We start from the raw sequence: 21,230 nt of genomic DNA, 5'->3' as shown, positions 1-21,230 counted from the left end.
TGCCTGATTGGGAATTCTCCCCAATCGGTCCCAATCAATTCCCAACAAATCCTCAATCGCTACCATTTTTGGCCTGCTACAGCACGCGCCAGTGGTTTTTTGTGTCCTCCAACTTTGCTCCCCCATAAGGGAACGTTATCATCACCTATCACAAAATTATGTATGAAAACATATGTGCTATGTGTGATTTATTACAAATAAACCACTGTTCCACGTGGAACAAGGTCAAAAACATACCTCTATGCACGACGTTTTCCTGAGGTGACCCCCATCAAAGTCGGGCGATGTGCACAGCGATGCGCTGCAAAATCTCGTCAAAGGAGACTTGACCGGTGTAGTACAGGCCCTGGGTTTCTGCGTACTTGCGGGTGTAGAGTTGCCGCACCTGCGGATCAGACAGTAGGAACGCTTCGTTGCTGGCGATATCGAGGTTGTCAGCCTTCGGAAAACGCACCTGTTTGCGGGCTTGGTACTCAGGGGTACCAATGAAGGTTTGCACCTCGGGACTTTGCAGCAAGCAGTACAAGTCGTAGTAGTGGCGCAGGAAGTTCTTCGGGAAGCTCTCTGCCGTGTCAGCACCACGGGCCTGCAAGGCTTGCTGGTTGCGAAACTTGGTGGAGACGGTTTGCAGCTTTTCGACGAAGGTGTAAGCCGGGCTGTAGCATGGCACACCCAAGGCGCGGTTGTCGATGAAGGCGACCGCGCTTTTGTGCGCTGCATCCAGCGCCCAGCTCGATATGTCGCAAGGCTGGTTCGGGGCGGTGTCGTCGAAGCCTACTTCCAGCAAGATGCCTTCCTTGACTCCACGCAGATGGTCTGTGGCCACGGGGTAGATCATGCGAATGCCGGCGCTGCGGTACTTGGCATCATCAAACTCGGGCGCACGCTCTGTGCCGCTAAAGCCAGGCAGGGGGCGTGCTTGAACTTGCTCGGACAACCAGTCGAAATAGGCTTTTCGGGCTTGGATTTGTGCCGGCTTGTCGTGGTTCTTGCCCACCGGCACCACTTGGCCGGGCGGAGGCTCGATGCGCAGATCGATATCTTCCGAGAAGCGTTGAATCAACTTCAAGCCCTTCGATAGCGAGGTGCCCCCTTTGAGTTGAAATATCCAGCCTTGTTGCTGCAGGCACCATAGGCCATGCATGAGCCAGTAGTCCTTTTCGATCAGGTAAGGGGCGATACCTTCTTGTTGGGCGACTTGGCGAATCAGGTCTAAAAAGTTGGGGTGGTCGTGCAGAAAGACAGCGGGTGGCTTCTTTTTCTTGGAGGGGCTGGCCTCAGTCATGTGCAGTGGCCTCCCAGGCGCTCATCAGGCGCCGGGTTCGGGCCGAACCGTACGCTTTGACGGCTTTCTGGAGTCGCGCGGTATCGAAGGTTGGCAACTTGGCTGCTACCTGCTGCAAGACTTTGTCGTGGTCTTCGGCCAGCTGATCTAGGTTGTTGAGCATGTCCACCAGAAGGAATTCACGGTTCACTTGCTTGGATGTGGGAAAGTTGGGCTTCTCGCGGAAATCGAACTCCATGCCCGCCAGCTTGAATTTGCCATGACGCTTATGGTTGTAAACCACGGTGGTGTTGTAGAGCTGCGTCATGCCCAGTCCCAGGCTGTTGTAGCTGCTGGGGTTGAATAGCAGGAACCGGTCGTCTTCCAGAAATTTAGCCACTAGCGCCGATTCGGGTGGTGGGGATTGGCCAAACGGGGTTTGCGTGGGGACGTAATACAGGCCTTGTGCAGCCTTGCACAGCTTGCCTTCCTGCACAAAACGGCCTAGATCGCGATCGATGCTAGGAAAGTAGCCAGCTAAGTCTTTGCGCCGATAAACCTGACCAGCACGGAAATGAATGCCGGGTTTGCGTTGGGTTTGAGGGCTTTTTACGGTTTGCGTCATGTAGGAAAGTTTACTGACGTTTCATGCAAACTCCAAGGGAACCACTCGTTGCAGCGGGCGTGTCCGAATTTTTGTGTAAATGGTTCGGACTTCAATGGCTGGAGATGCGCTCTCCAAACTAGATACTAAATCGGGTCAAGACCGCTTTCCAATCCCGGATGGGCATCGTCCACTTCTGGCTGATGTTGCGCAGGGCTAGGTAAAACAGCTTGGTCAGCGCCTCATCTCTGAGAAACGAATCGTTACACAAAAATTCGGACACGCCCCCCAAATCGGAATTTTCTGTGCCTATACCCTGATCGAGGGACGATGGTGTCTCTCCAATGGCAGCAACTTCGCTGCGGCATACATACAGAAAACCAATCCGATGAATACTATTTCCACATCTTTCTCTAGCGCATCGTTTCTTGGTGCGGGTCAAGACATGTACTTGCACGAGGAGCGCTTTCAATCCGTCTTGATTACGGTCGTCACAGGATGTGACGAAGACGAGCTCTACCCCGACGATGTTGATGTTCCTGGGGTCTACATGGCACTGGTTCCAGAGCATTTAGAGGAATCTATCGCTGCAGCTACAGCTTTGGGAAAATTCCACCAAAACGTGCCGATCAAGCGCTTGTTCGACTTCTCCATTGATACGTTTGGTCAAAACGGCCGTCCATACATTCCGGCAGATGGAGATGACCATGACTGGTATGCGCTGGCTAAACTACACGCATCTAGCCGTATTTTTCAACGAACCGCGCAGGGCTGGCAGGACGCGACGTTGGACTTGCCCTGGCCCCATTTTGACGGAAAGTTTGAGGACTCTTTATGAGTCTGGGTGGGTGATGATTGTGTCAGGGTTTGCTTGTCTTGCTCATGTTTCCTTTCAAAGGACTTCGTTGCACAAATGCCAGCTGCTAGCCTGTAGGCTTGCAGCATGAGTTCAAGTACCGACAAGCCCAAACTGCGTTACCGCACGACCAACTGGCAGCACTACAACGCCTCGGTCAAAGCCCGAGGCTCACTGACAGTCTGGTTCGATAAAGGCATGGCCTGGTTTGCAGCTGCCAGCGGCAAACGCTGGCGCAGCCCCAAGTTCTCGGATGCAGCCATTCAGTTTTGTTTGACTGAACAGCCCCGGGTTTCGAGGAGGCTGGTTGGTTTAAGTGAATACCTCTGTCGAGGTGTTGCTGGTGGCGAGTTGCCTCCAATAGTTTGCCTCAGCTTCTGCCGGGGGGATACCCCCAATCGGCGTAAGCAGTCGGACGTGATTGAACCAGTGCACCCATTCAAGAGTCGCTAGTTCCACGGATTGCCTAGCTCTTCCAGGCAGCCCGGCGGTGAATCAACTCGGCCTTGTACAGCCCGTTGATAGTTTCGGCCAGTGCGTTGTCATAGCTGTTCCTTGCTGCCCACCGATGGCTGTATGCCCGCTTGCTTGAGCCTATCGGTGTACCTAATGCTGACGTACTGGGCGGATTCAACCGGTCGTCGCAACACCGGGTTGTTCAGCGGATTTAGGTAGTCGTTTAGCACTTCTGTCGGTGTTTTCCAACCCAAAATCTTGCGTGGCCTGTTGTTCAAGGTCAGTGCCACTACTTGAATCTCTTGCTCGCTCCAACGAGATAGGTCGGTGCCCTTGGGGAAGTATTGGCGCAGCAACTCATTCGTGTTCTCGTTCGTGCCACGCTGCCATGGACTGTGTGGATCGGCGAAGAACACTTTCACACCAGACTCTATGGTGAACCGTACATGGTCCGACAGTTCCTTGCCACGATCCCAAGTCAATGACTGCCATAGTTGGGTAGGCAGCTTGGTTACCGTTCTCTTGAGAGCGTTGGCCATGGTGAGGGCACCATAACCCGCCAGCGCAGGGCCGTTTTTCGTTCGAGGTATCAGTCCATAGCCCGCCTCGCGCGGCAGGTGAACGGGCATGGTGAAGCGGCTTGCCCGTTCCACCAGCGTCCCAATGGCTGACCGATCCAGGCCAATGATCAAATCCCCCTCCCAGTGACCGGGGATAGCACGATCCTCTGCCTCAGCAGGACGGCTGGAGATCATCACCTCTTCACTGACATGTGCCCATGCTTTAGCTTGTGACCTGGCCCGTGGAACGCGCAAAGCACGCCCTGTGCGTAGATAGCTCACCAGCTCGCGCTTGAGGGCACCACGACCCTGAATGTAGAGGGCTTGGTAGATGGCTTCGTGGGAAATGCGCATGGACAGATCATCCGGGAAGTCAACCTGCAGCCGCTTGGCGATCTGCCCCGGCGACCAGCCATTGACCCATTTGCGGTCACCCCGATGAGGCTTGTTGCGGCCGATAAACGGAGATTGACGAGATCCTGCGACCTCGCGCCCTTGCGCATCACGGATATTGCCCGCTAGGCGGTCTTGAACGTATTGCTGCAGACGTGGGTTGATCACCAGCTTGGCAGGCTTTGGTCTTCTGGCTACCAGCTCCGACTTCCACTGTGCGACTGACGCCCGATATTCAAGTTTGCCACCGCGAGTCGCTGCGTTGCGGGTCAACTCGCGGGAGACAGTTGAGGGGCTTCGCCCCGGACGGCGTGCGATCTCCCGCATGCTCACATCTTGGGCCCGCAAGAGCCCAATGTCTTCTCGCTCTGCGAACGACAAGAACCTTCCAGAAACAGGTTTCGACATGAATAATGGCATACCGCCACGATGGCGGAACCAACGAGAACCCACAGCCTGCGACACGCCAACAGCCTCGGCGGCCTTCTCACTTGTGATTCCAGTTGCAATTTTCTCCCAGAACTTCCGCTCCATCTCTTGCCGGTGCGAAGGAGCACCCGGCGAGCGCATCGCCTCTCTCCCCGTTAACGTCTGCATCCACCCCGCAGGTCGTCCCATAAACACCTCCATGATTGATGGTGTTGCGACGACCGGTTGAATCCGCCCTTACGCCCCAGCGCAGTCGGGCGCATCTGGTTCTCGGCCCAGTTGTTGTCGATGGGCCAGTGGCCGTTGTCGGCAAAGCGTGTGAGTGCGGCCCAGCGGCGCAGGCTGTGGTCCAGCGCCTTGGCAATGACCGAGCCGTCGTGAACCTGTTGGCGTTGACGCTGCATCCACTGGTGTAGTGCGTCCAGGATGGGGCGTGAGTGTTGTTGGCGCAGCGCCAGGCGCTGTGCGCCATTGAGCTGCTTGGCGTGTCGTTCGACCTCGTAGAGTTTGCCGATTTGCTCCAACGCAAAGCCTGCGATGTAGCTTTTGTTGGTCTCGTGCAGCTCAAAGAATTTGCGCCGTGCGTGCGCCATGTAACCCAGCTCCGTGACCTTCTGGTCAGCGAAGGTCTGTTTGTAGCCTGCGTAGTCGTCGCGCACCCGACCATTCGCCCAGAAACTTGCGCGCATGTTCCCCGGCGCGTGAGGGGCAGAAGTCGTAGACCACACACCTTGAGTGCGATCTGTCGCTAGAGAGACCAACCAGCGAAACCCATCAGGGACAGCGGTAAGCCTGCAGCAAAGTCCGAATGTACGGGTGCAATCTTTACCTTCTCGCTGCCATGAATTGAAAGCTTGGCAAACCGGGGGCGTCCATGTACGCTAGGATACTGGGGCATTGCTTTCCTTCGTGGGTACGCAGGAGCTTTGTCGAGCAGCACTTGAGCGGTCACAAGGCTGTGTTTGCAGGCCTGAATTGCCGTCGGCAACTGACTTATGTTCGCGATGAACCTGATTCGTGACAATTGGACCGATGCAACGCTGCTTAAGCAGCCGTTACACATATACTCGATTGCCCACGTGACGGTTCGAGAATCGGCGTTCTATAGCTGTCAAAACTACGATTTCAATCTCATAGCGGAGCGCAAACAAGGTGAGTCCCGAGGCTAAGGTTAGTTAATTGATATATCGGGTGCCACCGTTTATAGCTTGCGCAGTCTCAAAAATAGAACGATGCGAATACTCCATTTATCAGACATTCACTTTAGAGCCCCTGAATGCCTTGATCCTGACCACGACAGGGACAAGCCTTATCGTACGCGTCTCGAACGGCACCTGACTAGCCGTGTCGCCACGATAGGGCTGATAGACGCGATAATGGTCGGCGGCGACATAGCATTTCAAGCGGATCCGCGGGAATACGAAGCGGCGCGAACTTGGTTGCTTAATTTGGCTGGGATATGCGGGTGCGACAGTGCCAGCATCTGGGTAGTTCCCGGAAATCACGACGTGAACCGAAAGTCGTGCGAGGACGTACCGACGATGAATGCGCAGGCGATGATCTCCCTGGACCAAAGCGAAGACGACCGACTATGGATGCTCCAGAAACAACTCGCTCACAACGGCACGGGACAAGCACTCTTCCACGGCCATGCCGCATACAACGAGTTCGCTAAAAAGATGAGCTGCCAGGTTTATCCGGGCCATCTTTACTGGAAGCAGGAACGCGAGCTAGGATCAGGCGTCACGCTTCGGATTCATGGTCTGACATCCACTTTATTGTCGGGACGTAATGGCGCCAACGACAGCAGAGGCTCGCTTTATTTGAGCCCGCTACAGACGATCGACCCTTCCCCAAACGTCGTAAATCTCACCATTTGCCATCACCCGCCCGACTGGCTTATCGATGGTGACGACGTTGAGGATATGCTCAACGAGCGGGCGATGTTCCAAGTATTCGGCCACAAGCACCGGCAGCGAATCCATGAGGCTGCAACTTACGTCCGCTGGAGTGCAGGCTCAGTGAACCCGTCGCACGCGGACAAGCAGTTCGAACCAAGTTACAACATCATTGAACTGAATGTGGCAGGCGAGGGCCAGGAGCGGCGGATTGACGTCGCTAGTCACCTTTACAAGTACCAGCCGCAACCTGAGGGCTTTCAGCCGATTCGAAAGAATGATGGTCAAGACGTTTTCAGGCACTGGATACCCTTTCCGGTCGAGGAAGCGTGCGGAGTAAGGACCGGCGCGATGGTGGGGGCTGTCACTCCCGAGACTGTCAAGGTGCAGTCGACGGCTCCCGCACCATGTACAGACGCGGAGGCAGCCATGGGCGACTCGAAGACCAGGCATCTCGTTGACCGTTTCTGGGACTTGGACGGGAGCGACCGGCGCGAGATCGCGCTAGGACTAGGTTTGATTACCGACGAGGAAATCAATTTGCCGGAGCCTCAACGCTATGGTGTCGCCTTAATCCGCGCTGCAGAACGCGGCCTGCTTGACCAATTGGAACAACTCATCAACGAGCGAGAACGATAGACTAGGAGTGGAACTCAATATGCACGCCGACTTTCCCAAACTGTACTCAGAGATCTCGACCGACGGCGCACAGCGGGCCCTACGCTGGACCGCTATCGAAGCCATCACTAAAAGCAGCTGGAAGCGTGCACAAGGCGAGATGCTTGCACGGCTAGTCTTTGGCACGAAGTCGCCGCCCGGAGGGCATCATGAGGATGAGTTGGAGGAGGCGTTGGTAGCGTTTCATCAAGCGTTCTCGGAGGCAGACCCATCGATCGAACAAGGAGCTCGACAGAACCAGGTTCTGGCTGCCGGCGTCGTCCTACAGTACCTCGGTTCGAATTCGCTCGTTGCACTGGCCATGATCACTACCGCATGCGGCGGCGCGCGCAAACTTGTACTGCCGGTTGATTTGGTCACTTTGGCCGAGAACGCTCTGTCGAGGCTTGGCGCTTCACGCCGCGTCCGACCTGATCTCAGCAAGATCAGCATTCCCGCTCCTGAGTTTGATTTCGAGCCCGACTTTTCCGGGGTGGTACATAATTCCCCAATCACGTTCAAAACAGTCTTCGACCAATTCACCGAAACCGTGGGCGAAGCGCTTACCGATCTCGTCGATAAGTTCAATGAGTCCACCAAGGTGCTCGTGGAAACTGGTAAGAAAGCTGACGAGGAGCTAGACCTACTATCGTGGGTTCTAGGACAGCGATCACTGCTTTCGAATCAGTCTTTCGCCGATCTCCCCCTCAGCGAGAGGCCTCTTGTGTTCGCGCACGACCTTGCATCGCTCACGAAGATATTCCCGGGCCCGAACTCGATACCAGGGTTGCTGTCGCGCGCCGGCGTAAAAGCGACGGGTAAGATCAAGATCGTTGATGCGGTAAATGCCGTTTCAGACGATTGGACATCGGCAGTTCTGAAGGGACGCAAGCCGTCACCCGTCACTTCGCCAGTCCATTTTGCGCTGCTTAGGCGCCAGGAGACTGGGGCCGGCGAGGGCTGGTATGCCGGATGGTCTGCCACAACAGGTATTGATGTCGGGGCCACCATGTCGCCCATCGCGCTCGCGGAACAGTTCTACCGCGAAATCCTCTGGCTGCGTTGATCCACGATGGCTGAAACTGAATTAGTCTGCGCAAACCGCGAGTGTCGCATCGCCCAGAGTGGCCGGTGCATCGAAGGCCACGACGATCTCGCCAAGTGTCTTTATTACGGCAAGGAGCCAGAAGAGGGTGATCAGGACGAGGCCGATGATGATCAGGAGGTAATTGCCCCCTTCAACGGCGTGTATTTGCCCGACGCGCTTCCGCTTGAGAGCAGACGCGCCGACCGCGTGTTCGCGTCGCTACTCTCACGGATGATTGGCGTGATCGGCGTGCACGATTCCGGCAAGACAAGCGTCATTGCCGGTCTCTTCGACTTGTTCCAGATGGGCCCTGTAGCCAACATCATCTTCGCTGGGTCATCAACCTTGCACGGGCTGGAGATAATCTGTCACGACGCAAGGGCCGCTTCGGAGCGCGACGAACCGCATTCGGAGCGAACAAAGAGAGGCGAAGTACGCTTCTACCATTTCGATGTGTTGCGTGATGGGCTGCTCCAGTCGCTGCTCATCGCCGACCGTTCGGGCGAGGAGTATGAGGAGGTCGCTGACCTTGCGGCGAACGCAACCACCATGTTCGAACTCCGGCGGGCCGACGTGATCACCGTGCTGGTAGATGGCCGGCGGCTAGCATCGTCGCGTGACCGCGCAGACGTCATGGGCGCTATACCGCTAATCATCCAGGGCATGGTCGAGAACGGCGCATTCTCACGGAAGCCCAATCTCGCGATCGTCCTAACTAAGGACGACGCCGTGCAAGCCTCGCCCCGCAAGGATCAAGTGCAACGCGACTTCCTTGCCATCATCGATGGCATTAGAGATGCATTTGCCTCCCACTTCGGCGAGATTGGCTCTTTCGTCACCTCCGCGTCGCCCAAGGATGCGAACGTCGTGCGTGGCGCAGGTTTGGCCGAAATGCTGGAGTTCTGGATGAAGCCAGGAGCGGAGGCCCAAGGCATTAGGCAGCGCTATTACAGCGGTCGTGTCTTCGACGGCCTCATGATTGAGGAGGCGAAACGTGGCTGAAAGCGGCAAGCACCAAGTATCAATCTCGATCATCGGCCTGCCAGGGTCCGGCAAGACTACCTTTCTGGCGGCGTTGTGGGAGCTTGTTAACGAGCGACGCGTCACAAAGGTGCTTGCCTTCGACTCAATCGGAGACAACGATCATAGCTATCTGCGCAAGATCGTGACGGTTTGGCGGAAGGCGACCGAGCAAGCGCGCACCAGGCTCACGGGCTTAAGTGCGGTAAAGATGAATCTGAAGGACGCCGCCGGAAAGGTGGTTCAGGTCGCGATGCCCGATGCGCCAGGCGAAGACTTCCGCGCAATGTGGGAAGATCGCGAGCTCGGGCACGTACTGGGCGAGAGCCTTGCCGACGGCAACATTCTGCTGCTCTTAAACGGCAACAAAGTGAAGGCTCCCGCCTGGGTCGCGGAGCGCGCCGCACAGCGCAGGGCGATGGGCAGGGAGACGGGTGAAACCCTTCCGAAAGATTGGCGCCCAAGCCTCGCCCCTACCCAGGTGCAGTTAGTGGATCTGCTCCAATTAATCTCGCATGCTCCCGTAGGCCGTACGGGACGCAAGATCGTCGTCATGATTAGCGCCTGGGACAAGGTTGAGGGTGAAAGGCTTACGCCTGACGCCTTCCTCAGGCAAAAGCTGCCCCTCCTCGCTCAGTACCTCGAAGCCGCCCGTGACGGCTGGACGACCCGGGTGTACGGAGTCAGCGCACAGGGCGGGGAGTACGACGGCAACGAGGCAAACGCCCAACCCGTGAACGGAGAAGCACCGAAGAAGAAAACCACTAACGGCAGCGACGCGGAGCGACTGCGAGAGGTGGCCATCGCGGCCAACCGCATCCGTCTCGTCTTCGCCGAACGCGAATCGAACGACCTGACAGAACCGTTGAAATGGCTAATGGATTGACTAGGGATCGCATAAAAGTCGATCAGACGCTTCACGGCTACAGCGAGGGCCACCGTCTTATTGAAGGATCGCTCAAGCTTCCACAGTCTGACGCGCGTACTATGTTGGTGCTTAGCGACGCGTCCGGAAGCGGCAGCCGCATTCCTGCGAACGGCTATATCACGGGATATCCTCTCGCCGAATCTGGCAAGTACGTCCTAGCGCGAACCTGGGCCGCCTCAGAGATGAGCCGGCCGGGTTGCGTATGGACCCATTCCCTTCTCATAGACTTTGCAGATCTCGCGAGGCTCGGCTCGGTGGACGACCTGCTCGAGCGCCTCCAACGCCCCTCCGCCGGCGGATGGACAGCGTTCGCAGTACAACTCGAGGTAATGGCCTCCAGGGCACCGACTCCAGTCGCGCCTTCCGATCTGAGGCGGGTTGGTCAGTGGGTCAGCGCGCTCTATGGAAAACCGAAGGGCAGGATTGTCGACGAACGCGAGCGTCCCGAAGACGAAGAGCTCATCGTAGCCATATGGATGCAGCAGTGGCCCCGCCTGCGTCGGGCTTTTAGGTTCTGCACGTTCTCTGCGGAAGATCGCTCCACCTCGGCCGACGCGTTTGATCTTCAGCTGATGGATTTTAGTCGAACGAGTCGTTCGAAAATGCCTGATCGGGCGGTCGCCCACGTGAAAAACCGGGGCGACTGGATCGAGACCCTTCTCTACGACCTCGTGATGCCTACAGGATCGGGCCTGCGGAAGTTCCTGCGCGAGGTGGGGTCGGACGTCTCCAACGGTCGGGCGGCAATGATTCCGCTTGTCCACTTGTACGCTGCCCTGGAGCAAAACGCAGGGTCGTTTGGCTTGGCCGAAGCAGTTTCCGAACTTGAGCAGCTGGGGCCGAACCAAGGCCGCATGGGTCGAGCTGCTGCTGCGCGCATGGTGTTCTCGCGACCTAGACTCGTAGATCAAAGGCTGTTTGATTTCGCATTGCAGCAGGTTCGCGCAGACCGTGACCTGCTTGGCGTAGAACCGCTCATAATCGGCCGAGCCCTGCTGCGATGGAGGCCTGACCTCCTCGCCGACGACCTGCCGGAGGACGATCCGTTCCATAAGGCGGTCAATGCAGCGCTCCTCGAAGCGGATGCAGAGGAGCTGATCGATCTGATTGAGGCCGTGCCCGACGCTGCAATGGCAGTGCTTCCCTCACGTCCGGACGTCTTCGAGCGTGCATCGTTCTGGCGGATAGCCTCACTGGACACGTCAAGACTAATCGGCTCTCTGGACGCAGATAAGGATAGGGCTGTCAGGATCGTAAGCGCGCTAATGGAGGCCAATCGCGACGAATGTGCAACAGTTATGGTTGACCGATTCGGCATCTATCCGTTGGTGAGCACACTGTCCAGCATGGATGTCGCTGAAATCCGCTCTAGGCTAGCTTGGATTCAAGCGATTGCACGTCGTATCGACGATCTGGCAGAAGGAATGTCGCGCGGAGTCATCTGGCACAGGCCACTACTGTTTGTCCTGGCCGAGAACCTAGACCCAGACATCCTACCGAACAGGGTCGGGACCGACCCATGGGTGACGGCAGTCGAGCGTACGAGAGCCTCAAATGACGTGCGATGCGAAGACTTGCTCGCCTCCCTCCTTTTCACCCGCGCCAGAGGATGGTGTTCGAAGTCTGCTGGCAGGCTCTTTTCCCTCTCCGTGCAGCGCCTCCACGAGGCGATGGCATCAGAGCGCCTTACAGACGAGGTGTGGAGCATCGCCAAGCGGCGGCTGCCATACGGGTCGGTCTGGCGTGAGTGGGAACAGTGCGAGAAGCTCCGGCACGCGGTCGTCGACAGCTTCATCGCCCGGGAACTACCCCCCATCGAATTCGGTACCGTCGTCGACGACGGCAAACTCTGGAATGAGTTGGTCAACCTTGCGGCGGAAAGCTACGGGGGGCGCCGCTATCTGGATAAGGTGCGTAGAGCACTTCGTGGCGGCACTGAAGCTTGGTGGGATGAGCGGGCGAATATCATCGACCGTAAAGTCAATTAGCGGAGACCTGCGGATAAGGAGCTGAGATGGCTCTTCAGTGCACAAGCTCTTCACAAAAAGAGGAGCAGCCGAGGAAAACGCTGACCAACCGCACCTAGGTGGGAATGCTCGACGAATGCGTTGCATTCAAGGGGTCAGCTCACGAAACGGAAAAAATCGTACGCTAAGGGTGCAAGGTGTCAGGTTAGGGCTATAGACCGTGCATCAGTAGTGTCCAGAAATGCAGAAAACGGCCCTACTCTGACGGTTTTACCTCTCTGACCTGACGTCCAATTGGGGCATACGTCAGCCTGACATCCACTCGCTCCAGCACACCCCGCATCACCAAGGTCGCAACCCGGCTTAGCGTACGATTTTTTCCGAATTCTGAGACGACCCCTAACCAGCTTTGGGTTGCAGACTTTACCTATGTATCGACATGGCAAGGTCAGATGTTTGCGGCCTTTGTGATTGATGTCTATGCCCGCCGGATTGTGGGTTGGCGAGTCAGCAGCCACATGCGCACTGACTTTGTTGTGGATGCATTGGAGCAAGCTCTCTACGCACGGCATCCTTCAAGCGATGAAAAGCTGATTCATCACTCCGACAGGGGGAGTCAGTACGTGTCCATTCGCTACACAGAGCGCTTGGAGGAAGCTGGCCTGATGCCTTCGGTGGGCAGCACCGGCGACTCCTATGACAACGCCCTGGCTGAAACTATCAACGGCTTGTACAAAACGGAGGTCATCCACAAGCGAGGACCATGGAAAACACGTGAATCGCTGGAGCTGGCAACCTTGCAATGGGTGCATTGGTTTAACCACAGCAGATTGCTGGAATCCATTGGGCATATACCACCGGCGGAAGCTGAGGCAAACTACTGGCGGCAAGTTGCCAATACCGTGCAGGCTAACGCCTGCACTTCAACAAACTAGCCTCCACCAAACCCGGTGTGATTCAGTGTTGATGTAGGCAACGATCCCAGAAAACCGTCCGAGAAACCGGGGGAATCCCACCCCGGATACTTGGCGGCACGGCTTATCGGAACCATTGCGAAGAGCATCCGCAGTTGGCCCGCGGGTCCGAAACACGTAGCCAAGGTCTTCTCAAAGAATTAGATCGGCCAGAACCATAGAACGTCCAAAAGCATTCTCTGGTGTGGTGACCTCATGGCTGCACCGAGCAGTGCGAAGCTGCCACATGAGCCGCTCGGTGCGATGCCTCGTAGTGTGCAAGCGGCTCATTACCATTTAACGCAACGAGCAAATTTTCAGCAGCCTGCAACTCGATGGCTCGGCGAACCTTCTTCACCGCCGAACCAATGTGGGGTGTGAAAACCGTGGAGGGGTGTTGCAAGAGTTCCGGATGAATCTGGCGTGGACGGTCTGCCAGCAGCCAGTCTTCCATCTCGTACACATCGGCGGCGTAGGCACCCAGGCGCTCGTCCTTGAGCGCCCGTGCCACGGCAGCCTCGTCCACAACCGAGCCTCGCCCAATGTTGACCAGGATCTGCCCCCGCCGAACACCTTCAAGCATGGTGTCATTGACGAGGTGACGCGTTACGTCCAGCAGCGGAACGGCCAGAATGACATAGTCGGATTGCGACAGGGCCTCACCCAGGCTCACCATGGTCAGGCGTTCGTCATCACCATGCGGGTCCACGCCCAGCAGTTGAGCGCAACCAAATCCGCAGAGGCGGTCAACGATGGCCCGTCCCACGGCGCCCAGGCCAACGACCGACACGACCGAGCCGTGCAGACCTATTCCATACAGCTGAGGACGCCAGCCGGCGTAGCCCCTGCGAACACGGGTGTCGCCAGCGAGCACGTGACGCGCAGCGGCAATGGCCAGACCGATGGCCAGCTCTGCCGTGGGCTCTGTCAGAAGGTCTGGCACAAAGCTCACGCTGACCCCCGCTTGTTCACAGGCCATCAGGTCAAAATTGTCATACCCTTTCAATGCGCAAGCGATGGTCTTGAGCCGTGGAGCGTTCAACAAAGTTCGCCTGTTTACCCGGTCAGGCATGAACGCCATCATGGCGTCGGCGTCCTTCAGGTGGAGGTAAAGCTCTTCCTCGCTCCAGGGCTCAGGCCCTTGATTCATCACTACATCACCGGCGGATCGAAGACGCGCCAGAACTGCTTCATGGATGGGCTGCGTCACCACAATTTTCGGCATCATTACCTTCCTCTCTCTTTCTATTTCAGATGTTTGCGAAGCGCCGACCCAATGCCGTCGACCACGAGCACGCATATGAGGATGGACAGCAAAATGGCGGAGACCTCGTCGTACTTGATCAGGCGCAGAGCTGCCATGAGTTCGAAGCCAATGCCGCCCGCACCCACGATGCCCATCACTGCCGATGCGCGAAAGTGATATTCCCATCGGTAGATGGTGATGTCCGCCAACTGGGGCAAAACCTGCGGTAACACAGCATGGGTGATGACCTGAAACCGGCTTGCGCCCGCGGCCTTAGCGGCCTCCAGAGGTTTCGGGTCCACGTGCTCTATGGCTTCGGCGTAGAACTTGGCCACCATGCCCGTGGAATGCAGGGCCAACGCCAGCACACCAGGCAATGCCCCAAAGCCCACGGCCGCGACGAACAGAATGCCCAGGATGATTTCAGGCACAGACCGAAATGCAGCCAAGATGGTTCTGACGATTCGCCCAACCACCGCATTCGGCGCGGTGTTGGGCGCCGCCACCAGGGCCAGCGGCAACGACGCCAGAACGGTCAGCGCCGTGCCTGCGATCGACATGGCTAAGGTGTCACGCAATGGAATGACCCAGTGCTCCCAGCGCTCGAAATTCGGCGGCACCATCTCTGAGGCCAACTGCTGAATCGCTGGGCCGCCTTCGATGAAACGCTGCGCGTCAAAGAAGCCGGTGACATACAAAGCCACCACACAGACGAACAGAACGACACAGGCGGCGCCCAGCCGTTTGAGTCGCTGCTGTCCGTCGATGGCAACTATGGATTCCAAGGCTACCGATGTCATTTCATGCGTCCCAGATCAAGCTTGAGAATCTGTGCTGTGTCGCGAAGAATGTCGTAGGCCTTGTCATCGGTAGCGGCAAAGGCCTCGATACGGAATGATTTGAGAATCTCGGCGTCCTTCATCTGAAGAAAGGCGGCTCGGATGGCTTCCTTGAGCTCCGGCGTGAGATTACCTTGCATCGCAATGGGATAGTTCGGAATGGGTGCCGACAGTTCAAGTTGCACAATCTTGTTGGCATCCACCATGCCCTTTGCGATGAGGTTGTCCAGAATGGTTTTTGACAGAGCGCCGGCGGGAACCTGCCCTGCCTGAACAGCTCGGGCCACGGCATCGTGCGTGCCCAGGTGAACGGGGCGGTAGTCAGTCTCGCCGTTCAGTTGGTGGTTTTTAAGCAAGTGCGCGCGCGGTGCAAGGTGACTGGACGTCGAAGCCTGATCGCCAAAGCCAAAAGGCTTTCCACGAACGTCAGCCAGGGTCTTGACCGGGCCGCCTGCCGTGGCGATGAGAACCGACTGGTAGGTCGGCGAGCCGCGCTCCACGCCAACGGCAAATGGCTCAATGTTGGGCGCCTTGGACTTGGCAAGCACGTAAGAGAACGGTCCAAAGTAGGCGACCTCGATGCGGCCGAAGCGCATGGCTTCAATCATCGACGAGTAGTCCGTGGTCACCGTGACCTCGATTTCCTTCTTCAGGGTCTGCTCCAGATACCGCTTCAGAGGCTGTGCGTTCTGAATGATGGTGGCGGCGTTTTCGTCCGGCAACAGTGCAACGCGAAGCTTGGAAGGATTTTTGCCCTCGGCATGGGCGCCAAGTGGCAACAGGGCGGCCAAAGTGACGGCAGCGATAAATTGGAAACGGCGACGATTCAGCACGGTAAAAACTCCTTGGATTGAGAGGGGGAATCAAATTGACTGCCCATGTTGGCAGGTGACGACTTCGCGTACAGGGCAGACTGGGCTTCTTCCGTCAACTGCGCTGCTGTCCCGTCGAACACCACCTGGCCCTGGCGAAGGCCCACAATGCGGTCGGCGAACATGCGCGCGAGGTTGACTTGATGCAGACTCACGATGGCCGTGAGTCGGTCTTTCTTGCAGATGTCGTGAAGCAGGGTCAACACACTCTGCGCGGTCGCCGGGTCGAGGCTGGCCACCGGCTCATCGGCCAGCAGCAGGCGGGGCTTTTGCACCAAGGCACGCGCAATGCCAATGCGTTGTTGTTGCCCACCAGACAAGGTGTCTGCCCGTGCTAGGGCTTTCTCAAGCAGGCCTACGCGGTCAATGGCCGCCAGCGCCTCCAGCTTGTCAGCCTTGCTCCAAGGCCACAACGACGCCAGAGATCCGCGGGTGGCGAGCTTGCCCATCAACACATTGGCCAGCACGCTTTGCCGCCCGATCAGGTGGTGCTGCTGGAACACCATGCCGCAGTGGCGCCGATGCTCAAGAAGGTTGCGTTTTGAGACGGTGCCGCCCGGCAGATCGGCCACCGACACCTCTCCGTCTGTGGGGCTAACCAAGCCATTGATGCTGCGCAGCAGCGTTGACTTTCCCGCGCCCGACGCGCCCAGCAGCACAAGGAACCCGCCATGCTGTACCTCCAGCGAGGTGGGCGCAAGCGCTGTGTGACCATCGGCATAGGTCACCGTGATACCCCGCAAGCTCAGATGGCTCTCGCGAATTGCAGTTTTCATAGCTCGGTTTCATTTGTTGTGGTGCGCTAGACGCACACCAGGACTCAAGTGGTCAGAGGTATCTCTCGGGAAAGAGGAGGTTCTGGAAGAAACAGCTTCAGTGGAAGCACAGCTCAAGTCTGGGTGACCAAGGTGTCATGAATATGAAACTTTCATCCCTAAAAATGAGGGCACCCATAGATCACATCAATGTCTGGACTCAGCCTCCTCGCAGCCTTGAAGGCCTTTGACGCAACGGCCCGAGCCGGCAGCATGACCGCTGCCGCGAGAGTGCTCGCTATTCAACAACCGACTGTTTCTTCACACATACAGCGCCTGGAGGTCGACTTCGGCGTGGAGCTTTTTCATCGGCGCGGGCGGCGGCTTGAACTCACGTCCTTTGGACGCACTCTGTTGAACTACACCCGGCGTACCTTCAGTGGCGAGGAAGATGCGCACGCACTGCTCGCTGCTGCGAAAAATCAATACGTAGGGCGACTGGTCATCCATGCCATCGGGCCGCACAACGTGCTGCCCGTGTTGAAGCTGTTCATGAAACAGTTCCCCCAGGTCAACGTGGCTGTTGGCGTAGGCGACTCGCGAACCATCACTGAAAAGATTCTTGACTACCAGGGAGACGTGGGCATGGTGCTCAATCACGTCGCTCACCCAGATCTATTTGGCGCGGCTTACCGTACCCAGCGATTGGTGATATTCGGCAACACCCAACACCCACTCGCGCAACGGGCCACTCTCAAACTGCGTGATCTGCAGGGTCAGAGGTTCGTCATCCGAGAGGAAGGATCGACGACCAGACGCGTGTTTGAACAAGAACTAAAGGAGCGAGGCGTCGAGGTGCAGGTGGCTCTGGAGATGGGCAGCCGCGAGTCCGTTCGAGAGGCGGTGGCGGAGGGGCTGGGCCTAGGCGTCGTGGCGGAAACAGCCTACAGGCCGGATCCTCGCCTTGTTAAGTTAACTATTTCAGACACCAGCATGGCGACACAGGTGCACTTCATCTGTAGAAAGGAGCGGCATCAAGCTCCACTGATCTCGATCTTCCTGGGTTTGGCGCATAGCGTAAGTCAGAAAATTGCCTAGGTATGGAACTTGGATTCCATGCAGCCGTGGGGCATGGTCCGTGCATCCACCTCTGCATCCAGCTTCGCGCCATCCTTCTCCACAAACAAAACATTCTTGGCCGCTGGGTTCATCACTGGATCTGTTGAAAGCGCTTGCTGATGCTTGAGTAGCTCGTTCAACGACTTCCTAATATTTGATACAGCAGGTTCTGGCTGGATTCGCCCCAGGTACACGTCTACACGCCTCACCGCCTCCTTGGGCGTATTTAGTACCACCTTAGCGGGTATGCGCAGCACCTTATAGCCCTTCGCCACCATAGCTGCATCGCGCACTCTGTCGCGCTCCACCGCCTCGGGAGATGAATGCCAAGCGGCACCGTCGATCTCAATGATGAAAGTCCGGTTGGCAACGAAGTCCAAGCGATAGTTATCGACCTTCACTTGCATGTCTAAACGGATGTCGGCGTGCGCGATTCCACCTACGTGCTTGACGGCCTGCTGTACCACGAGTCCGACCTGCGCATCGAGGAACATTACACGGACACGGCGGGCTTCACCGATCACGTCTTTGCCTTGATGCACCTGCTGGGCTTCCGCTTCGCACCGCGCATCCGAGACCTGGGCGACACCAAGCTCTACACCCCGAAAGGCGAAGCCGCCTATGACGCGCTGAAACCGATGATCGGCGGCACTCTCAACATCAAGCACGTCCGCGCCCATTGGGACGAAATTCTGCGCCTGGCCACCTCGATCAAGCAAGGCACGGTGACGGCCTCGCTGATGCTTAGGAAACTCGGCAGCTATCCGCGCCAAAACGGCCTGGCTGTCGCCCTGCGTGAGCTGGGGCGCATCGAGCGGACGTTGTTCATCCTGGGCTGGTTGCAAAGCGTTGAGCTGCGCCGCCGCGTCCATGCCGGGCTGAATAAAGGCGAAGCACGCAATGCACTGGCCCGCGCCGTGTTCTTCAACCGGCTGGGCGAAATCCGCGACAGCAGCTTTGAGCAGCAGCGCTACCGGGCCAGCGGCCTCAATCTGGTGACGGCGGCTGTCGTGCTGTGGAACACGGTCTACCTGGAGCGCGCAGCGCATGCGTTGCGTAGCAACGGCCATGCCGTCGATGAAACGCTATTGCAGTACCTGTCGCCGTTGGGCTGGGAACACATCAATCTGACCGGCGATTACCTCTGGCGCAGCAGCGCCAAGATCGGCGCGGGCAAGTTCAGGCCGTTGCGACCTCTGCAATCGGCTTAACGTGCTTTATTCTCCGTTTTCTGAGACGACCCCTTTTAGGCCCGCAGGCGCGTTTCAAGGCGCTGCCGCACCGTAGCCCTTAGACGCCATCAAAAAACACACTGGCGCCACGTTTCCGGCCTTCCTTGGCTGTTTATGGCGAAGCCATGCCAAACGGTTTGCGGTGTTTTACTGAAAAACTGGTTTTAGGGTTTCCGGTGCCCTGGTTTTGGACACTGGGCTTTGTTCTGGGCGGTCTGGTGGTGCAACCCTGCGCGGCAAGTGCCGCGTTCCTGGTTGTTATTTCTCTAGGCCGAAGGCCAGCTGGTGTTGCGGGAGGGGGGGCCGCCCGAAGGGTGGGGGAACCCCGCAGGGGTGCCCCGGTCGCAGACCGCTTTGCGGTGCTTCATTTTGCGCAGGCGGTTGAGTTATCCCCGGTTTTTGGGTCTTCAACTACAGGTAATTTTTATAGGAAGGAACTATAGGTAAACCTTACAGGTTTTGGGGGGGTCTGATCTATCGTGAAAAGGGGGGTCTGATCTATCGTGAAAAACCGCTATGGGGGGGTCTGATCTATCGCAGTGGGGGGGTCTGATTTATCGTGGATAAATCACCACTTTCACAGGGATTTTCCACAGGCGTGGCCTGTTTTTTTATTCTTTTCTGGGTGCTTTTGATTGGTAACTTGCAGCGTACCAGGTCGGGCGAATCTGTCGCCAATGGTGGGGGGTCTGATTTATCGTGACAGTCACGCCGGCACGCTGACCAGCGTCGCCGTGGTTTCGCCATTACCATGGCGAAAGGGATAGAAGTCCGAAGGAGTAAGACTGGAACAAGGCTCAATGCGCAGCACGATAGCCCACCCGTGCGGTGCGCGGTTAAGCCTTCTTCGGAATCGGTGGCGACGAACCCATAAGCATCAACCCGCCCGTAACCTGCTTAACCTTGGCTTGCGGATAGACCACCTGCACATTGTTCAGCACCGGTAAAAACTTCTTTTTGAAGTCTTTATCAGGGTCTTTTCCTTGATACTCCTGCGCAAACTGCTCGCGCAGCGACTTCCAATGCAGAATGACCGGGCGACCCTCGATGCGGTGCAGGCGATGGGCAAGCCATGCGTACACGTCCAAAGCCAACGCAGAGCCTTTCAGGGCGTGTAGGGCGCGATTGTCCAGTGGCACAGCGCTTTCAATCAGCGAATTAAAATACACGTCAGACAACACCATCACCCCCGGCCATAGCGTGCGCTGATCGGCCTTGCCGTTTGCCAACCATGCATCGAACTGCTCGACGGGCTGGCCGTTAAACGTCCTGCCCTTGAAACCAAGCTGCAAGCGGCAGGCGGCCAGCGCATGCATTTGCTTGCGCAAGGTCGCATAGCGTGCGCCTTGGCTCTCCATTCCCATGAGGCGCAAGAACTCGGCAGCGCTGTTGCCAATGGGAACTTCACGGGTGTTGTAGCGCTTGGCGTAGGACGACACCCACGCCAGCGCCAGACGCGGCATAGCCCCGTAGGGGATAGGCTGCTGCACTGGCCCTTTGCCCTCGTCCAGCCATCCGGCTTGCACGTTCACCCAAGCATCGCCGGATTTGCGCATGAACTCGCGGGCGTCGGTCTTGGCACGCGGCAATCCCACTTGGCACAGTACGGCATGGGTGAAAGACATGAACTCGCCGTATTCGTCCTGCTTCGTACTGGCGATTTCCGCGCCCACGTCCAGCAGCTTGTTTTGCTGCTTTGTGACTGGCCCGACCTTTGGCTTTTCTAAAATAGCTGGTGGTGTCAGTTTTACGGGTGCTTCTTTCTTTTTCTTGGGTACCAGTGTGCTGTTTTTTTTGGCTTCTGCTGCCCCCATGAACAGAGCGGCTGCGGCCACTTTGGCTTGCTCAGGGGCCATGCCTGCGGCGATGAGCTGGAGGCGGTACGAATTGCCGTTCATTGAAAAGCGGTGTGCTGCTGCCGTTTTTGCTGCCGTTGCTGCGGCATCCTGCGCCGGTAAACCCGCCGCAATCATTTGGTCGCGATAAGCGGCCTCATCGAAGCCTTGGTTAAAATCATTAAACGCCATGTTTGACTCTCGCTTAGTTGAATTTGGTCAGGCTCTGTTGGGTGCTGATTCCACCCAGCAGGGCCGCT

General features: G+C 57.3%; 15 protein-coding genes and 6 pseudogenes. 10 read left to right on the top strand and 11 right to left on the bottom strand.

Features of this window, described 5'->3' with window-relative positions:
- Positions 1-271: 271 nt before the first annotated feature.
- Together BMX55_RS14380 and BMX55_RS14375 are read right to left on the bottom strand one after the other, a co-directional pair.
- Entirely contained in the window at positions 272-1,285 is a 1,014-nt protein-coding gene (locus BMX55_RS14380) for a nucleotidyl transferase AbiEii/AbiGii toxin family protein (protein WP_091458879.1), read from the bottom strand.
- Positions 1,278-1,889, bottom strand: coding sequence for a hypothetical protein (locus BMX55_RS14375; RefSeq protein WP_091458877.1), 612 nt, complete (start codon positions 1,887-1,889; stop codon positions 1,278-1,280). The genes BMX55_RS14380 and BMX55_RS14375 overlap by 8 nt, the downstream gene beginning before the upstream one ends.
- A gap of 367 nt (positions 1,890-2,256) precedes the next feature.
- Here BMX55_RS14375 and BMX55_RS14370 point away from each other — a divergent pair, with 367 nt between their 5' ends.
- Both BMX55_RS14370 and BMX55_RS14365 read left to right on the top strand, forming a co-directional pair.
- Positions 2,257-2,706, top strand: coding sequence for a hypothetical protein (locus BMX55_RS14370; protein ID WP_143059690.1), 450 nt, complete (start codon positions 2,257-2,259; stop codon positions 2,704-2,706).
- 105 nt (positions 2,707-2,811) lie between these two features.
- Positions 2,812-3,003, top strand: a pseudogene (locus tag BMX55_RS14365) (transposase); the annotation flags it as partial.
- A gap of 33 nt (positions 3,004-3,036) precedes the next feature.
- On the opposite strand, the pseudogene BMX55_RS16500 reads toward BMX55_RS14365, so the two are convergent.
- The 3 pseudogenes from BMX55_RS16500 to BMX55_RS14355 all read right to left on the bottom strand — a co-directional run.
- A pseudogene (locus BMX55_RS16500) lies at positions 3,037-3,350 on the bottom strand (integrase core domain-containing protein); the annotation flags it as partial.
- 4 nt (positions 3,351-3,354) lie between these two features.
- Positions 3,355-4,730: pseudogene (locus BMX55_RS14360) on the bottom strand (IS30 family transposase).
- A gap of 71 nt (positions 4,731-4,801) precedes the next feature.
- Positions 4,802-5,294: pseudogene (locus BMX55_RS14355) on the bottom strand (IS66 family transposase); the annotation flags it as partial.
- 500 nt (positions 5,295-5,794) lie between these two features.
- Between BMX55_RS14355 and BMX55_RS14350 the strand changes: the two are divergent.
- The 6 genes and pseudogenes from BMX55_RS14350 to BMX55_RS14325 form a co-directional block, all read left to right on the top strand.
- Positions 5,795-7,099: a metallophosphoesterase gene (locus BMX55_RS14350; RefSeq protein WP_091458871.1), complete on the top strand. Its 1,305-nt coding sequence runs from the start codon at positions 5,795-5,797 to the stop codon at positions 7,097-7,099.
- 19 nt (positions 7,100-7,118) lie between these two features.
- Positions 7,119-8,183 (top strand): GTPase-associated system all-helical protein GASH, encoded by a 1,065-nt coding sequence (locus tag BMX55_RS14345; RefSeq protein WP_091458870.1) that lies wholly within the window; start codon positions 7,119-7,121, stop codon positions 8,181-8,183.
- Between the two features lie 6 nt (positions 8,184-8,189).
- Positions 8,190-9,206, top strand: coding sequence for a TRAFAC clade GTPase domain-containing protein (locus BMX55_RS14340; RefSeq protein ID WP_091458868.1), 1,017 nt, complete (start codon positions 8,190-8,192; stop codon positions 9,204-9,206).
- Positions 9,199-10,110 carry a TRAFAC clade GTPase domain-containing protein gene (locus BMX55_RS14335; protein ID WP_091458866.1) on the top strand — a complete coding sequence of 304 codons (912 nt, stop codon included), beginning with the start codon at positions 9,199-9,201 and terminating at the stop codon, positions 10,108-10,110. The genes BMX55_RS14340 and BMX55_RS14335 overlap by 8 nt, the downstream gene beginning before the upstream one ends.
- The gene (locus BMX55_RS14330) at positions 10,095-12,140 is read left to right on the top strand and encodes a GAP1-N1 domain-containing protein (protein WP_091458865.1); all 2,046 of its coding nucleotides are present in this window, start codon (positions 10,095-10,097) and stop codon (positions 12,138-12,140) included. Before BMX55_RS14335 ends, BMX55_RS14330 begins: the two co-directional genes overlap by 16 nt.
- A 377-nt stretch (positions 12,141-12,517) precedes the next feature.
- A pseudogene (locus BMX55_RS14325) lies at positions 12,518-13,054 on the top strand (IS3 family transposase); the annotation flags it as partial.
- Between the two features lie 232 nt (positions 13,055-13,286).
- Here BMX55_RS14325 and BMX55_RS14320 read toward each other — a convergent pair.
- Genes BMX55_RS14320 through phnC form a run of 4 tightly spaced genes read right to left on the bottom strand, consistent with a single transcriptional unit; the run spans position 13,287 to position 16,805 of the window.
- Positions 13,287-14,300, bottom strand: a complete 1,014-nt coding sequence (locus BMX55_RS14320) for a phosphonate dehydrogenase (protein WP_091458863.1) — start codon at positions 14,298-14,300, stop codon at positions 13,287-13,289.
- A gap of 17 nt (positions 14,301-14,317) precedes the next feature.
- Complete coding sequence (phnE, locus tag BMX55_RS14315) at positions 14,318-15,118, bottom strand: phosphonate ABC transporter, permease protein PhnE (RefSeq protein WP_008903165.1); 801 nt, start codon at positions 15,116-15,118, stop codon at positions 14,318-14,320.
- A complete protein-coding gene (phnD, locus tag BMX55_RS14310) occupies positions 15,115-15,990 on the bottom strand; it encodes a phosphate/phosphite/phosphonate ABC transporter substrate-binding protein (protein ID WP_024815577.1) in 876 nt (291 codons plus the stop codon). The genes phnE and phnD overlap by 4 nt, the downstream gene beginning before the upstream one ends.
- Positions 15,984-16,805: a phosphonate ABC transporter ATP-binding protein gene (phnC, locus tag BMX55_RS14305; RefSeq protein ID WP_035242057.1), complete on the bottom strand. Its 822-nt coding sequence runs from the start codon at positions 16,803-16,805 to the stop codon at positions 15,984-15,986. The genes phnD and phnC overlap by 7 nt, the downstream gene beginning before the upstream one ends.
- 189 nt (positions 16,806-16,994) lie before the next feature.
- On the opposite strand from phnC, the gene BMX55_RS14300 reads away from it, so the two are divergent.
- Complete coding sequence (locus BMX55_RS14300; RefSeq protein ID WP_066553272.1) at positions 16,995-17,882, top strand: LysR substrate-binding domain-containing protein; 888 nt, start codon at positions 16,995-16,997, stop codon at positions 17,880-17,882.
- Here the strand turns inward: BMX55_RS14300 and BMX55_RS14295 are convergent.
- The gene (locus BMX55_RS14295; RefSeq protein WP_218144513.1) at positions 17,879-18,304 is read right to left on the bottom strand and encodes an endonuclease domain-containing protein; all 426 of its coding nucleotides are present in this window, start codon (positions 18,302-18,304) and stop codon (positions 17,879-17,881) included. The genes BMX55_RS14300 and BMX55_RS14295 overlap by 4 nt on opposite strands.
- A gap of 15 nt (positions 18,305-18,319) precedes the next feature.
- Between BMX55_RS14295 and BMX55_RS14290 the strand changes: the two are divergent.
- Positions 18,320-19,114 (top strand): annotated as a pseudogene (locus BMX55_RS14290) (Tn3 family transposase); the annotation flags it as partial.
- Positions 19,115-19,971: 857 nt separating this feature from the next.
- On the opposite strand, the gene BMX55_RS14285 reads toward BMX55_RS14290, so the two are convergent.
- Positions 19,972-21,162: a replication protein RepA gene (locus BMX55_RS14285; protein ID WP_245751496.1), complete on the bottom strand. Its 1,191-nt coding sequence runs from the start codon at positions 21,160-21,162 to the stop codon at positions 19,972-19,974.
- Positions 21,163-21,230: the final 68 nt, after the last annotated feature.

Source organism: Giesbergeria anulus, assembly GCF_900111115.1.
GTDB classification, from domain to species: domain Bacteria; phylum Pseudomonadota; class Gammaproteobacteria; order Burkholderiales; family Burkholderiaceae_C; genus Simplicispira; species Simplicispira anulus.
Note: the sequence above shows the minus strand (reverse complement) of the source record. Positions and strands in the feature narration are given on the sequence as shown.